The following is a 15,758-nucleotide window of genomic DNA, read 5'->3' as shown; positions in this document are numbered from 1 at the left end:
TATGATTATGAAAAATAATTCTAAAGGGGGACTTCATATTGTTGCTATTGGTGGAGGTACAGGGCTTTCTACTATGCTAAGAGGATTAAAACTTTATACAACCAATATTACTGCGGTAGTTACAGTAGCAGATGATGGCGGCGGCTCGGGAATCCTAAGACAGGATTTAGGGATACTGCCGCCTGGAGATATAAGAAATTGTATACTGGCTTTAGCAAATACAGAGCCTACAATGGAACAACTTTTGCAGTACAGGTTTACTGAGGGAATGTTAAAAGGCCAAAATTTTGGGAATTTGTTTTTGGCAGCCATGATAGGTATTTCTAAAAATTTTGAAGAAGCTGTAAAAAAGATGAGTGATGTGCTTGCTGTATCAGGAAAAGTTATTCCTGTAACTCTTGATGATGTAAGGCTTGTAGCAGAGCTTGAAAACGGAACTATCATTAAAGGGGAATCGCAAATTCCTGTTGTACAGCAAAAAGAAAACAGTAAGATAAAGAGAATATATATTGAACCTTCTCATGCAGAGCCTTTTGAAGAAGTGTTAGTGGATATATTAAATGCTGATGCCATTGTATTAGGTCCTGGAAGTTTATATACGAGTGTAATTCCTAATCTTTTGGTAGATGGAGTGTGTGACGCCATTGAAGCTTCCAAAGCGGTTAAAGTTTATGTTTGCAATATCATGACACAGCCAGGAGAGACTTTGGGCTATACTGCTTGTGACCATGTGAAGGCTCTTTTTGAACATGGGCTTAAATCTCTAGATTACATTATTGTCAACAATGGCGAAATTCCCCATGATTATATGAAGCGCTATATAAAAGACATGTCACAACCTGTTGAATACGATAAAAATCAGTTAGAAAGTATGGGAATTAAAGTGGTAGAGGAAAATTTAGTAGCTTTAAAAAAGGAATTTATAAGGCACGATGAGCAAAAGCTTGCAGAAGTAATTGTAAGCCTGCTTAAGTAAACGAGGAATTTTAGTCTATGTTGTACAAAAAAACATATTGACATTTGTTAAATTAAGATATACAATAATATTAAAAGCAAGCGCAAGCGATTGCAACACTGTTGCAATTGGGCGCTTTTAAAAAATACATTTCAAGAAAGCGATTGCTGTAATATATTGGCAATCACTTGTAAGGGGGAAAGTGATGGGAAAGAATGTAAAGCTATTTGCGGCAATAATTTTAGTCTTTTCTTTATTGCTGACCAGTTGTGGTATTAAAGAGACTAGTTCTAATAATTCCGCTGAATCGGATGTAATATATCAGGTTATGATAGATAGGTTTTACAATGGGGATAAGTCCAACGATGACCCGGAAGTAAGTAAAGGTATGTTTGATCCAACCTATACCAATTGGAGGATGTATTGGGGTGGAGATTTAAAAGGTTTGACAGAAAAAATTCCTTATATAAAAGGGATGGGAGTAACAGCTATTTGGATTTCTCCTGTTGTAGACAACATCAACAAACCGGCAATATATAATGGCGAAATAAATGCACCTTATCACGGATATTGGGCAAGGGACTTTAAAAGAGTAGAAGAACATTTTGGTACATGGGAGGACTTTGACAATTTTGTAAAGACTGCTCATGCTAATGGGATAAAAGTTATACTAGATTTTGCTCCAAATCATACGAGTCCTGCAGATGAAAACAATCCTGACTTTGCTGAAAACGGTGCACTTTATGGCGATGGGAAATTATTGGGAACTTATAGCAATGATGTCAATAAACTTTTTCATCATAATGGTGGAATTACCAACTGGAATAATTTAAAGGACTTGCAGGATAAAAATTTGTTTGACCTTGCGGACCTTGATCAAAGTAATCCTATTGTTGACAAGTATTTAAAGGATTCTATCAAGTTATGGTTTAGTCATGGAATTGATGGGGTAAGGCTAGATGCAGTAAAGCATATGCCTATGGAATGGGTAAAAAGTTTTGCTGATACCATATACGGCGTTAAAAAAGATGCTATTCTTTTTGGCGAGTGGATGTTAAACGGTCCCACTGATCCTTTGTACGGTTATAATATTCAATTTGCCAATATGAGTGGTTTTTCTGTATTGGATTTTATGCTCAACAATGCGATAAAGGATGTTTTTGAAAAAGGTTATGGCTTTGACAGATTGAATGATACTATTGAAGAGACAAATAAAGATTATGATAATCCTTATAAGTTGGTTACTTTTGTGGACAATCACGATATGCCGAGGTTTTTATCAGTCAATGATGATAAGAACAAATTGCATGAAGCTATTGCGTTTATAATGACATCTCGTGGGATTCCGGCTATATATTATGGGACAGAACAGTATTTGCATAATGACACAAATGGCGGAAATGACCCTTACAATAGGCCAATGATGGAAAAGTTTGATGGGAATACTAAGGCTTATGTTTTAATTAGAGAATTGTCAAACTTGCGCAAGGCTACACAGGCGTTACAGTATGGGAAGACTGTAGCAAGGTATGTTAGTAATGATGTTTATATCTATGAGAGGCAATATGGGAAAGACATAGTTGTAGTTGCAATAAATAAAGGAGAAGAGACTACTATAAAAAATATAGAGACTTCTCTTCGAAAAGGCAAATACAGTGATTATTTAAAGGGTTTATTAGAAGGAGTTAATTTAAAAGTTGAAAGAGGAAATAGTGAAAACAACATTTTAAGTATAACTTTACCTAAAGACAGTGTAAGCATATGGACAAATGTAAAAGTGAAATAAGATTTTGGGTTTTTCCCAAAATTATAATAAAATTAAAAATTAAGAGGAGGATTTGTATGAAGAAGTACACAAAAATAATTGCATTGCTGACTGTGATGGTATTCGTTTTGTCAGCTGCTTTAACAGGTTGTGGCGGCAGCAAGACAAGTGACAATACTTCATCACAAGGTCAGACAGAACAAAAGAAAGAGCCTGTAGAACTTGTAGTATGGTCACACTTAACAGATCCTGAAATAGCAAAGGTTCAAGAGATTGCAAATAAGTGGGCAGAGCAAACTGGCAACAAAGTAAAAGTTTTGGCAGACCAGAGTGACTTCCAAGCTTTCTCAACAGCTGCTCAAAGTGGTAAAGGCCCAGACATCATGTTTGGTTTACCACACGATAACTTGGGTACTTTCCAAAAGGCAGGACTTTTAGCTGAAGTACCAGACGGAGTTATAAACAAAGACGACTATGTTCCAATGAGCATAAGTGCTGTATCTTACGATGGAAAAATGTATGCTGTACCAATTTCAATGGAGACTTATGCACTTTTCTACAATACAGATAAAGTTCCAACACCACCAGCAACACTTGATGATTTAATTAAGCTGGGCAAAGAAGTAGGATTCCAATACGATGTAAATAACTTCTATTTTAGCTTTGCCTTTATATCTGCTTATGGCGGTTATGTGTTCAAGGATACAGGCGGTGGACTTGATCCAAACGATATAGGATTGAATAACGATGGTGCAAAGAAAGGCTTAGAACTTATAAAAGACTTTGTGACAAAGTATAAATTCATGCCTGCAGATATAAATGGAGATATGGCAAAAGGTAACTTCCAAAGTGGAAAGACTGGTTTGTATATAAGTGGTCCATGGGATGTGGATGGCTTCAAGAAAGCTAATGTTCCATTCAAAGTTGCTCCACTACCACAGGTTGATGGTAAACCAATGCCTTCCTTTGCAGGTGTGCAAGCTGCTTTTGTAAGTGCAAATTCAAAACATCAACAAGAAGCATGGGATTTAATGAAGTATCTTGCTGAAAATACAGGATTGCCATTATTTGAAACAGGTAACAGGATACCAGCTCTTAAATCCCTCTTAGACAATCCAGAAGTTAAGAATAATGAGATTTTGAATGCATTTGCTGAGCAAGCTACACATGCTATTCCAATGCCTAATATACCGCAAATGGCAGCAGTCTGGACTCCTGCAGGCAATGCATTACAGCTTATTACATCTGGAAAAGTTCCGGTTGACAAAGCTGCTGACGATATGGTGAATCAAATCAAGCAAGGCATTGCAACACAGCAATAACAAAAAGGGGCTTTTAGCCCCTTTTTTTAGAGAAGGAGGTTGCTAGATGAAAACAAACAAAACTATGCGGGATAAATTAAGACCTTATGCTTATTTGTCTCCTGCTATACTATCTATGACTGTATTAAGTTTTGCCCCTATTTTGTATACTATTTATATTGCTTTTACAAACTTTAATTTATATCATTTTAAAAATTATCAATTTGTAGGATTTAAAAATTTTGTTGATATACTTGCCGGCCCTTTCAAAGTAGTTTTTGCTCCTGTATTTGTGTGGACAGTTATTTTTGCTCTTTCAGCTACATTATTGAGTTATATTATCGGTCTTCTTTTAGCAGTTATTTTGAATAACAAAAATATGTGGGAAACAAATTTATATAGAGCAATATTGATTATTCCATGGGGACTTCCTGGCACAATTGCCGCACTTACCTGGACAGGACTTTTAAATCAGCAGTATGGGGGTATAAATCTGATACTGCAAAAGTTGCACCTTCCCATGATACCATGGCTTCTTGATCCTTTTTGGGCAAGAGTTGCGATTATAATTGTCAGTGTGTGGATGGGTTATCCTTTTATGATGAATGCCTCATTAGGAGCTTTGCAGGCTATTCCACCTGAACTTTATGAAGTTGCAGATATTGATGGTGCTACATGGTTTCAAAAGTTTAGAATGATAACAGTACCAATGTTGACATCTTCTACTTTGCCACTTATTATTTCATCTTTTGCTTATAATTTCAACAATTTTGGCGCAGCGTTTTTAATTACAGGAGGAGGACCTCCAAGGACAGATACTTCTTTTGCAGGTCATACTGATTTGCTTGTAAGTTCAGCTTATAAAATGACAATGCAGTTTAATAGGTATGACTTGGCGGCAGCTTTGTCTATAATTATATTCTTGATAATTGGCACATTGAGCCTTATCAATATGAAGATGACTCGTGCTTTCGAGGAGGTGGATTAAGGTGGAATATGCAAGTGTTAAAATTGGTGACAAAAAAACGACTAAAAAGATTTATTATAGGGAAAAATTAAAACCTCATGAAAAAGTATCTCTATGGATTAGCCGACTTATTATATGGGCTGTAATTGCAATAATGATGTTTCCTGTAGCTTGGGTAGTAGGAGCGTCTATGGCGCCTGGAGATGCCTTTTTCTCCGGTTCAATTTTTCCACAACATATGACATTTCAAAATTATAAGGATGTGCTTGTTAAGACTAATTTTTTACTTTGGGTAAAAAATAGTATGATTTTAAGCGTTGGTGTAGCAACTATTCAATTATTTTTGACTGCTACGTCAGCTTATGCTTTCAGTAGAATGAAGTTTGCTGGAAGAAAAAATGGCTTAAAGACTCTCTTAATACTTCAGATGTTTCCTACGTTTATGGCATTACCTGCTATATTTGGTATAATGGCAAAATTAAACCTTCTGGATAATCTCTATGCCCTTATGCTGGTCATGGCAGGTAGCAGCGCTTTTAGTATATGGCTTTTAAAAGGCTATATTGATAGTCTTCCAAAAGAGTTGGACGAAGCTGCTTTAGTTGATGGAGCTACTCATTGGCAAATTTTCACGAAAATAATTCTTCCTTTGGCGACTCCCATGCTTGTAGTTATATTCTTATTTAGCTTTATGGGAGTATACAGTGAATTTATTTTGTCCAGTGCGGTACTAAAGTCACCTGAAAATTACACAATAGCGTTAGGGCTTCAAAGGTTTATTCAAAACCAATTTTCGGCCCACTGGACTCAATTTGCGGCAGCCTCTGTTATGGCATCTTTGCCTCTTGTAATACTCTTTATGGTATTGCAGAGGTATTTGCAAGCTGGTCTTGCAGCAGGTGCAGTAAAAGGATAAAAAATTGTTACACATGGAACAATTTGTAAATACCGGATTATTTCCGGTATTTAAGACTGTAGACAAACTTTCGTAAAGGAGATATTTTGCATAAGGAGCGACTTGTTACAAAGCGACCCGGCACTTAAGTAAGTACGCTTGTTTTTTTTCTATTTTTGCTTTATAAACTTTCTTACTTGAGTGCCGGGAAACTTAGCAAGACCGAGGGTGGAGGCAGGGCCGAAGCCATGGATGGCGGAGGCGGGCACCTTAAGGCATGGATGCCACCTGACGTAGGTACCCTGCCGGAGCCTGAAGGTCGAGCTTTAGTTTTGTCGCTTTGGAACATCGGAGCGACGATGCAAAATATCTCCTTTGAATATTTTTTAACTTTGTCAACAAACTGAAATACCGGATTATTTCCGGTATTTTTATTTTTGTATATAAATAAAAACTTATGGCAAAAATAAATATGTATTTGCTTTTAAAGGAGGTCAAAAATGAGCAAGACTGTAGGAATACCTAAAGGACTTTTATATTACGATTTTTATCCAATGTGGAAGACTTTTTTTGAAGGTGTGGGAGCAAAAGTAGTGGTTTCCCAGGATACAAATAAAAAAATTCTTGATGAAGGAGTAAAAAACTGTGTTGAAGATGCTTGTCTTCCTGTTAAAACTTATGTAGGACATGTGATAAATTTAAAAGAAAAAGATGTTGATTATATATTTATTCCGAGGATTGTAAGTGTAGAAAGAAAAAAATACCTTTGTTCAAAGTTTTTAGGACTGCCAGATTTTATAAAAAGCTTAATTGGTGATTTACCACCTATTATAGATATTGAGATTAATTATTATAAAAATAACGATGAATTTACTCAAAATGAATTTATAAAAGTTGGTAGGATGTTTGGGAAGACTAAAGACCAATCTTTAAAAGCCTATTTTGAGGCTACCCACCAACAAAAAAAGTTCGAGAGTTTGTTGAAAGAAGGTCTTACCAATTTAGAAGCTTTAAAAGTTTGGGAAGGAAAGAATTTGGTAAAAGAAGAAAGTAATTATGACCTTAAAATAGCCGTCATTGCTCATCCTTATGATATTATGGATGAATACATAAGTATGGGGATTATTGAGAAGCTAAAAAACATGGGAGCACAAGTTTATACCATGGAAATGCTACAGAAAGATCTAATATTAGAAGGAGCATCAATGCTTTCAAAAGAAATGTTTTGGAACTATGAAAGAGATATTTTGGGAGCGGGATTGTATTTTTTAAAACAAAAGAATGTAGATGGGGTAATTATGGTTTCTGCTTTTGGATGTGGACCTAATTCTATGACAGAAGAACTGTTGGAGAGGATTTTTAAAAGAGAGAAGGAGGTACCCTTTATGTTGATTACAATTGATGAACATTCTGGAGAGGCTGGCATTATGACGAGGTTGGAGGCCTTTACAGACCTTTTAAGATTTAATTAGGGATGTGCAAAATTAATTAAAATAATCATAATCAAAAACCAAAATATGTATTACATACAATATATAGTAATCAACACTGACAATCAAACATAAAGGAAGTGGTAAGGGAAAAGAAAAGACAAAAAGAGGAGCTAAAAAAGGGCATAAATATCCTGTAGAAGTCAAATGTTAAAAAATGGCATGAAATAGATTCAATAAAAATTAGGCCGATTGCATCAAAGCAACAAGAGATCTAAACTCATCATATTTGCCCAATTTAATAGCTACAATAGCGACAGTAAGCAAAGTAATATGGCCAAAAGTATTAAGGTTGCTCACAGAATTAATATTTCTAACATAAGCCTTTTCAAAATCCAGAGCTTTAAAGCGGGAATTATATCTTTCTGATTCAATTCTCAATTTGTAGACGGCCTTAAAATATAGGGAGTCTCTATTAATAGAGGACCTATAATCAGAAGATATAATAGCATACTTAGTACAGCCTCTATGCTTTTTGCCATTAAAATATTTAGGATGATTTATAGGGCAGGCAGAATCATCCTTAGAATTACAGAACTTGCAAACAAATTTTTGCTTAATAAAACCATCAAAATATTGCTTGCCATCTTTAAGCATTTTAATACCCGCTTCACAGACCATATAACCATCATCAGTCAGAGGGGGATTTTTAGAATTACGCTTGTTAAGAGGAATAAAGCAATGACCGTGGAGAATATTTCTAACATAATTATAAAGTTTCTTAACATCATAGCCTTTATCAGCAATAAAATTAACATACTTAAGGTTAAACCACTTATTAGTCTTCTCAAGCAAAGATAAAGCGGCTTCAAAATCAGGGGCATCAGCGGGGGTAGTAGTTTCAGCGATGGGTAAACCAGAGATAGCATCAACAATAATGTGATTTTTATAGCCCCAATAAAACTTATAGCGTTTATTAGAAGAATCGTTAGAAGCAGAATAAACGCCTAATTTACAATCCTTATCTGACTTAGGCTGATTATCTTTAGAGAATTTATTTTTAGAAAAAGACTTAGGGTTATTTAACTTAGTGTTAGCTTTAATAGGGGTAGAATCCATGGAAATAAACTCACCGGAGATAATACCCATATTTTTGAGGATATTGACCTGATTTTGAAAAATAGAGGTCAAATAATCATGAGAGAAGTCATTAATAAAACGGCGAAAAGTCCAATAAGAAGGAAGAGGTTTAGAAATGTCGAAGCCACAAAGATGAGCAATGATAAGATTATTGCGGAGATAATCTAAAAGGTCAGAAATTGTGCCGAATCTTTCAGCTTTCATGACAATAAAAGCTCTAAAAAGTGCATGGTGAGAATAACCCTTACGGCCAGGACTAGAGGAAGGGAATTCAGGTATTGAAGACAGGTCAAGATTTTCAAACATAGAAGAATAGAAATCAATTTTAGACTGAGAGGTAAAGAGTTCAGGTATATTTAAAAGCAATTGAAGCTGGTACATGTAGGATTTCCTCCTTCTTAAAAAATTTTTTATAGTGTATATATAATAATTCGACAAATGGGAGGGGAAATCCTACATAAAAGATAAAAAATTCAAGAGTGATAGGAAAAAAGTATGTCTGTAGAATGGCTTAAATTAAGGCTTCTGAATTTTGCACAAGTCTAGATTTAATAAAAAGGCGGTGATGGTATGAAAATTACTTATCCCCACATGGGTTCTTTAAATATGATTTTAAAAACGATGTTTGAAGGAATCGGGGTAGAAGTGATAGACCCACCACCTTCTACTAATAAAACCTTGACATTAGGAGTTAGAAATTCTCATGAATTTGCATGTTTACCCTTTAAAATCAATGTCGGAAATTTTATTGAGGCTCTTGATAGGGGAGCAGATACGATTATAATGTTAGGTGGAATTGGGCCCTGCAGATTTGGGTATTACGGTCAGGTGCAAAGAGAGATATTAAAAGATTTGGGCTATGACTTTAAAATGATAATTGTTGATCCACCCCATGGCAGGTTAATAGACTTTTTAAAAGAATTAGCTTCATATTTTCCTAATGTAGATGGAGAAACGGCTTTAAAATCTTTTGTATTTGCAGTGAAAAAAATGATAGCGGCTGATAAATTAGAAAAGTTTTTATTAAAATACAGAGCCCATGAAGATAAACCAGGTGTAACTACAAAAATATACGAAGAATATATGAAAAAGCTAGAAAAAGCTCAAAATGGCAAAGAAGTGGACAAAATAGTATCAGAGGCTATGAAAAAAATAAAGGAAAATGCAAATGTACGGAGGAAAATACAGCTTAAAGTAGCACTAGTGGGAGAAATCTATATGCTATTAGAACCCTTTACTAATATGGATATTAGCAAATCTTTAAATGAATTGGGAGTGGAAGTTACAAAAACAGAATATCTTTCAGACTATCTAATTAACAGCGCTTTTAAATTGCCTCAAAGGATGGAGTTTAAGAAAAACGCAAGAGGATATTTAGAAAGAGATATAGGAGGACATGGTCTCAACACTGTTGCAAATACCGTAAAATATGCTAAACTAAATTATGATGGTGTGATTCACATACTTCCCTTTACCTGCACCCCTGAAATAGTAGCTCAAGGAATAATTGCAAAAATTAGCCGAGATTACAATATTCCAGTAATGTCTTTAGTATATGACGAAAACACTGGGCAAGCAGGTTACCAAACCCGTTTGGAAGCTTTTGTGGATCTTTTGTATAGAAAAAGGATGGAGGTAATTTGCTGAAATCATCCTTTTAATTTTTATTTTTCCGAAAATAATGAAGGAAAAATGTATTTTGTGTGGAATATATAATAAGTGGATGGTTAGTAAGGGGTGATAGGTATGAATGAATTGGGAGAATTTTTAAAAAATGAAAGAATTAAGAAGGGATTGACTCTTGAAGAAATTCAAGAAATAACTAAAATACGGACACGCTATTTGAAAGCTATTGAAGATGGAGATTTTAGCGTAATGCCTGCCCTTGTATATGCCAAGGGCTTTGTGAAAAGTTACGCTGAGGCTTTAGGGTTAGATGGCAATGAGTTAGTAAAAAAGTATGAATATTTGTTTCAGGAGAAAGAGGAGGAAGCCATACCTAATATAGAGACCACATCTTACAAAAAAGAGAGGAGAGATTTTTCACAATTTTTTTTGACTTTAAAAAAAGCAATAATTATTGTTTTAATAATAGGTATTATAGGATACGGTTTTTACTATTTTCTAAATCAAGTTAAAAAAGGACTTGCACCAATTCCACAACAAAATCAAAGTGAAGCTTCAACAATTTCGGAAGACAAAACAAATCCTTCACAGGAAAGCAATGTTTCTCAATCTACAGTAAAGACGTCGATTGAAAAAATAGCAGAGACTTCTAAAAAAATAGAATATAAAGTTGTTCCCTTTGGAGAAAGCTATAAAGTAGAAATAAGCGTACCTGGTGAAAAATGTTGGTTTAGTGTAAAAGTAGATGGAAATGTCGTTTATGAAGGCCTTATGACAAAGGATATGTCTAAAATTTTTGATGTAAAAGATAGTATTACTATCTTGATGGGTTATCCGCCAGCTGTTAAAATAACTGTAGATGGTGAGGAGCTACCAACAGTGCAAACACCGTCACCAGTTACAATAAATATACATACATAGAAAGGGGAAAGAGATGATAAAAGAAGCTATATTTCATAAAAGTGATATACCTTTCGCATATCCACTGAATGAAAATCAATTAAAGATAGTACTAAGGACTGCTGTATTTGATGTAGATAGGGTGTATGTTTTATACAAAGACAGATACGATTGGCTGGGAAAATTCAAAATAAAACCAATGGTATTAACTCATACCAACGAGTTATTTGATTATTATGAGACTACTTTAGAGCTTAATAAAAAATTTGTGTATTTTTTCTATTTGGTAGCTGAGGGGGGCGAGAAGTTATATTATACAGAAGCAGGATTTTACAAAAAAAGGCCAGAAAATCAGTTTTGGGGATTTTTCCATTACCCGTATATAGGAGAAAAGGATGTTTTTTTTGCTCCAGAGTGGACAAGCGATTGCATGGTGTATCAGATATTTCCTGAAAGGTTTAATAACGGTGATAAATCAAATGACCCTGAAAATGTAAAGCCCTGGGGTGAAAAACCTACTGCAGATTCTTTCTTTGGAGGAGATTTGCAAGGAATAATAGATAAAATAGATTATTTAAAGGATTTGGGTATAAATGCCATTTATTTAACCCCCATATTTTTATCGCCTTCCACCCACAAATATGATACTACTGATTATTATACAATTGACCCCCACTTTGGTGATACGCAAAAAGCGAGAGAACTTGTGCAAAAATGTCATGACAATGGCATAAAAGTTATATTTGATGCCGTTTTTAATCACTGCGGATATGACTTTTTTGCATTTCAGGATGTTATTAAAAATGGTAAAAAATCAAAATACTGGGATTGGTTTAATATATACGAATGGCCAATTAAAACTCATCCAAAACCTTCCTATGAAGCTTTTGCAGATACTGTATGGAGAATGCCAAAACTTATGACAAAAAATCCAGAAGTACAGAAGTATTTATTGGAAGTAGCGGAATATTGGATTAAAGAAGTGGACATAGACGGCTGGAGGCTGGATGTTGCTAATGAGATAGACCACCATTTTTGGAGAAAGTTTAGAGAAGTTGTAAAGGCAGCTAAACCGGAGGCCATAATTGTAGGAGAGGTTTGGCATGATGCTTCTCCTTGGCTTAGAGGGGATCAGTTTGACAGTGTAATGAACTATCCTTTTAGAAATGCGGTTGTGGACTTTTTTGCAAAAAGGAAAATAAGTGCTTCTCGCTTTAATACAATGATTACAGAGCAACTTATGAGGCATATGGATAGTGTAAATAGGGTTATGTTTAATTTAATAGGAAGTCATGATACTGAGAGGTTTTTGACTTTAGCTAATGGCATGGTTGCGAGAATGAAGTTAGCATTAGTGTTTCAATTTACCTTTGTTGGAATCCCATATATTTACTATGGGGACGAGGTAGGAATGGTGGGAGATTATGACCCTGATTGCAGAAGATGCATGATATGGGAGGAGGAAAAGCAAAATAAAAGTATTTTTAATTTCTATAAAAAGTTGATTTCTATAAGGAGAGAAAATGAGGAGCTCAAATACGGAAGTTTCTGTACTTTATATGCTATAGGAAGGGTGTTTGCTTTTAAGAGGGAATACAAAGGTAAATCAATAATTGTTGTACTAAATAACAGTAGCAAGCAGGAAGTGATATTTTTGAATGAAGCAGAAGGGAAAGAAGATATTTTAAAGATGAAGGAATTAAAAAGAAGTGGAAATCTCCTTTATTTGCAACCTAACTCTGCCTATATTTTAAAGTAACCAATCTGAGTTTAAGTGAATAATATGAAGATAGAAAAATAAAGGGGAATGAAAATTCCCCTATATTTTTTAAAAAAACAGGGGTGATGGTATGAAAGATACATCCCGCTATGGCAGAGATTATCAATACTATAAGGATTATGAGAAATTGTATGGAAGTTACGACATTACAAAGCTTATCACATTAAAAAAATTAGTTGAAGCAAGTGAATATGAAGAGTGGAAAGATTACAAAGAGTTCAAGGAATGGTGTAATTCTGAAGAAAGACATAATTGGAAAAATTCACCTAAATATATTGAATGGGAAAAGAAAAAATTATTGTAGTTTGTTATAGAAGTGTAAAAACCCCTTTTATTCATTTGTTTTTGAAAGGGGTTTTTTTTTGAAATAATGTAGTATAATAAAGATAAGCCTGTTGAGGTGATGCTTTATGTCATTTTCTTCAGATACAAAAGACGAATTAGCAAGGATTTATCCTGAAGATGAAGAAAGTAAAATAGCAGAGTTAGCTGCTTTGATTAGGACGATAGGCAGCATTTCGATATATGGCAATAGGAAAATTTCTTTAACCTTTACTACAGAAAATGCCTCTGTGGCGAGATTAGTTTTTAAGTTAATAAAAGATTTATTTGGGATAATTCCTGAGACAATGGTAAGAAGAGGTAAGTATCTTAAAAAAACCTTAACCTATCTCATATTTGTACCTGATACAAAAATTGTAGAAGAAATTTTGGGTAAAGTTAAGATATTGAATTATGAAAAAGGTCATATAAAATTAAATTATGGGATAGACCAAAAGATTCTAAAAAACAGTAAAGCAAAAAAAGCTTATTTAAGAGGAGCTTTTTTAGGGGGTGGTTCAATAAGCGATCCTGAAAAAGCTTATCATATGGAGTTTATTACTCATAATTTAGAACACGGAAAAGATTTAAGCAAATTGATAAATTCTTTTGATTTAAATTCAAAGGTTATTGCAAGAAAAAATAATTATGTAGTATACTTAAAAGAAGGAGAGCAAATTGTTGATGTTTTAAATATAATGGGGGCCCACAGTGCTCTTTTGAACTTGGAAAATATACGAGTATACAAAGAAATGAGAAACAATGTAAATAGAATTGTAAATTGTGAAACTGCAAATTTGACAAAAACTATTAATGCATCTTTAAGGCAAATAGAGAGTATAAATTACATTAAAGAGACAGTAGGACTTGATTATTTGCCGCCTAATTTGAAAGAGGTGGCGGAACTCAGGATTAATTATCCTGATCTGAGCTTAAAAGAATTAGGACAAATGCTAGTTCCTCCTGTCGGTAAGTCAGGAGTGAATCATAGACTTAGGAAAATTGAAGAAATTTCAAAGAAATTGAAAGAGAGGAGAGTTCAATAATGAAAGAAGTTACGATTGAAATTAAAAATAAGACGGGGCTTCATGCAAGACCTGCAGCATTATTTGTACAAACTGCTAGCAAATTTTCCTCACAAATATGGGTAGAGAAGGATAACAAAAAAGTAAATGCCAAAAGTATAATGGGAATTATGTCTCTTGGAGTTTCACAAGGCAATGTTGTCAAATTGAGTGCCGAAGGAGACGACGAAGAGGCTGCTATAAAAGCATTGGTCGACCTCATTGAATCAAAATTCGGTGAGGAGTAAACAAAAAAGGTTTCTTTTTAGAAACCTTTTTTGTATAAAGGATGATAGTTATGAAAAAAAATGAAATTGTATTGGAATATATAAAAAATTTACCTGAAGGTACAAAAATTTCAGTAAGAGGTCTTGCACAGGCTTTACATATAAGTGAAGGTACTGCTTACAAAGCTATAAAGGATGCAGAAAATTTAATGCTTGTGACTACGATTCCAAGAGTGGGAACTATAAGAAGGAAACAAAAAGATCCATTTTTTGACCGTCTTACTTATGAGGTTATTACAGATGTAGTAGAAGGGACAGTATTAGGCGGCCATGGTGGAATGGGGATGGAACTTCACAAGTTTCTAATTGGAGCCATGACCATTGATGAAATGGTGAAGTACATAACTCCAGGGGACCTTGTAATTTTGGGAAATAGAGAAGATGCGCAGGAAGCGGCTTTGAAAGCAGGGGCAGCAGTGATGATTACAGGAGGTTTTGATACGTTACCTCACATAAAAGAACTGGCGGATAAGCTTTCATTGCCGCTTATATCTACTTCTTATGACACTTTTACTGTAGCGACTCTTATAAACAAGGCGATCAATGAAAGTATGACACGAAAAAAGATTTTGTACGTCAGCGACGTAATGACATATAATCCAATCTATATGACGCCTCAACAAACAGTAAAAGATTGGAAAAAATTATATACAGAGACTAAACATACCAGATATCCCGTTGTTGATTCTAAAGGGATGTTAGTCGGTATGGTAACTTCAAGAGATGTTGCCACTGCATCGGATGATGATAAAATTGGGAGTATTATGACTCCTAACCCTGTATTTGTAACGGATACTACTACGCTCTCTTATGCAGCCCATCTGATGATATGGTGGAATGTAGAGATACTACCTGTGACTCGTGGCAGAGAATTGATAGGACTCATAAGCAGGGAAGATGTAATTAAGGCCCTACATTATACGACAAAACAGCCCCAGATTAGTGAAGCTATTCAAGATACAATTTTTAAAGATTTTGATATGGAAAAAATAGAAAATGGAGTAAAATTTAAAGGTAAGATTCCTTCGATGATGATTAACCAATTTGGTACAGTAAGTAGCAGTGCCTTGATGATGTTAATGTGTGAATCTGGTATTTTTGCTATAACGCAGAATAAAAGATATGATGCAGTTTTGGATAATTTCTCAATTTATTTTATAAAACCCATGCGCACAGAAGAAGTAATAGAAGTTTTCGCAAAAATAATAGAGGTTAGTAATAATTTTAGTAAGTTGGAAATTCAAATCATTCATGAAAAAGAAGAAATTGCAAAGGCGTTGATGTCTGTCAGGCTTTCTAAAAGAATAAAGATGGCTTAGGTGATATA

Annotated in this window: 14 protein-coding genes; 13 read left to right on the top strand and 1 reads right to left on the bottom strand. The window is 34.5% G+C overall.

Features of this window, described 5'->3' with window-relative positions; genetic code table 11:
- Position 1 precedes the first annotated feature (1 nt).
- The 6 genes from EB239_RS11885 (at position 2) to EB239_RS11860 (ending at position 7,355) form a co-directional block, all read left to right on the top strand.
- On the top strand, positions 2 to 976 hold the full coding sequence (locus tag EB239_RS11885; protein ID WP_004401595.1) for a gluconeogenesis factor YvcK family protein: 975 nt from the start codon (positions 2 to 4) through the stop codon (positions 974 to 976).
- Between the two features lie 184 nt (positions 977 to 1,160).
- On the top strand, positions 1,161 to 2,741 hold the full coding sequence (locus EB239_RS11880) for an alpha-amylase family glycosyl hydrolase (RefSeq protein WP_003870532.1): 1,581 nt from the start codon (positions 1,161 to 1,163) through the stop codon (positions 2,739 to 2,741).
- A gap of 56 nt (positions 2,742 to 2,797) precedes the next feature.
- Complete coding sequence (locus EB239_RS11875) at positions 2,798 to 4,042, top strand: sugar ABC transporter substrate-binding protein (protein ID WP_003870531.1); 1,245 nt, start codon at positions 2,798 to 2,800, stop codon at positions 4,040 to 4,042.
- A 46-nt stretch (positions 4,043 to 4,088) separates the two neighbouring features.
- Positions 4,089 to 5,009 (top strand): carbohydrate ABC transporter permease, encoded by a 921-nt coding sequence (locus tag EB239_RS11870; protein WP_003868311.1) that lies wholly within the window; start codon positions 4,089 to 4,091, stop codon positions 5,007 to 5,009.
- A gap of 1 nt (position 5,010) precedes the next feature.
- Positions 5,011 to 5,904, top strand: a complete 894-nt coding sequence (locus EB239_RS11865) for a sugar ABC transporter permease (protein ID WP_003868312.1) — start codon at positions 5,011 to 5,013, stop codon at positions 5,902 to 5,904.
- Positions 5,905 to 6,383: 479 nt separating this feature from the next.
- On the top strand, positions 6,384 to 7,355 hold the full coding sequence (locus tag EB239_RS11860) for an acyl-CoA dehydratase activase-related protein (RefSeq protein WP_003870530.1): 972 nt from the start codon (positions 6,384 to 6,386) through the stop codon (positions 7,353 to 7,355).
- Between the two features lie 201 nt (positions 7,356 to 7,556).
- Here EB239_RS11860 and EB239_RS11855 read toward each other — a convergent pair whose 3' ends face one another.
- On the bottom strand, positions 7,557 to 8,834 hold the full coding sequence (locus EB239_RS11855; protein WP_003869069.1) for a transposase: 1,278 nt from the start codon (positions 8,832 to 8,834) through the stop codon (positions 7,557 to 7,559).
- Between the two features lie 189 nt (positions 8,835 to 9,023).
- Here EB239_RS11855 and EB239_RS11850 point away from each other — a divergent pair, with 189 nt between their 5' ends.
- The 7 genes from EB239_RS11850 to EB239_RS11820 all read left to right on the top strand — a co-directional run bounded on the left by EB239_RS11850 (position 9,024) and on the right by EB239_RS11820 (position 15,750).
- Positions 9,024 to 10,100, top strand: coding sequence for a 2-hydroxyacyl-CoA dehydratase (locus tag EB239_RS11850; protein ID WP_003870527.1), 1,077 nt, complete (start codon positions 9,024 to 9,026; stop codon positions 10,098 to 10,100).
- A gap of 99 nt (positions 10,101 to 10,199) precedes the next feature.
- Positions 10,200 to 11,000 carry a helix-turn-helix domain-containing protein gene (locus EB239_RS11845; RefSeq protein ID WP_003870526.1) on the top strand — a complete coding sequence of 267 codons (801 nt, stop codon included), beginning with the start codon at positions 10,200 to 10,202 and terminating at the stop codon, positions 10,998 to 11,000.
- 13 nt (positions 11,001 to 11,013) lie between these two features.
- The gene (locus EB239_RS11840) at positions 11,014 to 12,738 is read left to right on the top strand and encodes a glycoside hydrolase family 13 protein (RefSeq protein WP_003870525.1); all 1,725 of its coding nucleotides are present in this window, start codon (positions 11,014 to 11,016) and stop codon (positions 12,736 to 12,738) included.
- Positions 12,739 to 12,829: 91 nt separating this feature from the next.
- Entirely contained in the window at positions 12,830 to 13,063 is a 234-nt protein-coding gene (locus EB239_RS11835; protein WP_003870524.1) for a hypothetical protein, read from the top strand.
- 106 nt (positions 13,064 to 13,169) lie between these two features.
- A complete protein-coding gene (whiA, locus tag EB239_RS11830; RefSeq protein WP_003870523.1) occupies positions 13,170 to 14,126 on the top strand; it encodes a DNA-binding protein WhiA in 957 nt (318 codons plus the stop codon).
- Complete coding sequence (locus EB239_RS11825) at positions 14,126 to 14,392, top strand: HPr family phosphocarrier protein (RefSeq protein WP_003870522.1); 267 nt, start codon at positions 14,126 to 14,128, stop codon at positions 14,390 to 14,392. The genes whiA and EB239_RS11825 overlap by 1 nt, the downstream gene beginning before the upstream one ends.
- A gap of 50 nt (positions 14,393 to 14,442) precedes the next feature.
- Positions 14,443 to 15,750 (top strand): DRTGG domain-containing protein, encoded by a 1,308-nt coding sequence (locus tag EB239_RS11820; protein WP_003870521.1) that lies wholly within the window; start codon positions 14,443 to 14,445, stop codon positions 15,748 to 15,750.
- Positions 15,751 to 15,758 lie beyond the last annotated feature (8 nt).

This window comes from Thermoanaerobacter ethanolicus JW 200 (assembly GCF_003722315.1).
GTDB classification, from domain to species: domain Bacteria; phylum Bacillota; class Thermoanaerobacteria; order Thermoanaerobacterales; family Thermoanaerobacteraceae; genus Thermoanaerobacter; species Thermoanaerobacter ethanolicus.
This window is presented reverse-complemented; position numbering and strand designations above follow the sequence as displayed.

Excerpts from the sequence above, each read along its gene's own strand:
- EB239_RS11845 (WP_003870526.1), top strand. The coding sequence starts at position 10,200 with ATGAATGAATTGGGAGAATTTTTAAAAAATGAAAGAATTAAGAAGGGA.
- whiA (WP_003870523.1), top strand. The coding sequence starts at position 13,170 with ATGTCATTTTCTTCAGATACAAAAGACGAATTAGCAAGGATTTATCCT.
- EB239_RS11860 (WP_003870530.1), top strand. The coding sequence starts at position 6,384 with ATGAGCAAGACTGTAGGAATACCTAAAGGACTTTTATATTACGATTTT.
- EB239_RS11820 (WP_003870521.1), top strand. The coding sequence starts at position 14,443 with ATGAAAAAAAATGAAATTGTATTGGAATATATAAAAAATTTACCTGAA.
- EB239_RS11850 (WP_003870527.1), top strand. The coding sequence starts at position 9,024 with ATGAAAATTACTTATCCCCACATGGGTTCTTTAAATATGATTTTAAAA.
- EB239_RS11855 (WP_003869069.1), bottom strand. The coding sequence starts at position 8,834 with ATGTACCAGCTTCAATTGCTTTTAAATATACCTGAACTCTTTACCTCT.
- EB239_RS11840 (WP_003870525.1), top strand. The coding sequence starts at position 11,014 with ATGATAAAAGAAGCTATATTTCATAAAAGTGATATACCTTTCGCATAT.
- EB239_RS11885 (WP_004401595.1), top strand. The coding sequence starts at position 2 with ATGATTATGAAAAATAATTCTAAAGGGGGACTTCATATTGTTGCTATT.
- EB239_RS11880 (WP_003870532.1), top strand. The coding sequence starts at position 1,161 with ATGGGAAAGAATGTAAAGCTATTTGCGGCAATAATTTTAGTCTTTTCT.
- EB239_RS11825 (WP_003870522.1), top strand. The coding sequence starts at position 14,126 with ATGAAAGAAGTTACGATTGAAATTAAAAATAAGACGGGGCTTCATGCA.
- EB239_RS11875 (WP_003870531.1), top strand. The coding sequence starts at position 2,798 with ATGAAGAAGTACACAAAAATAATTGCATTGCTGACTGTGATGGTATTC.
- EB239_RS11835 (WP_003870524.1), top strand. The coding sequence starts at position 12,830 with ATGAAAGATACATCCCGCTATGGCAGAGATTATCAATACTATAAGGAT.
- EB239_RS11870 (WP_003868311.1), top strand. The coding sequence starts at position 4,089 with ATGAAAACAAACAAAACTATGCGGGATAAATTAAGACCTTATGCTTAT.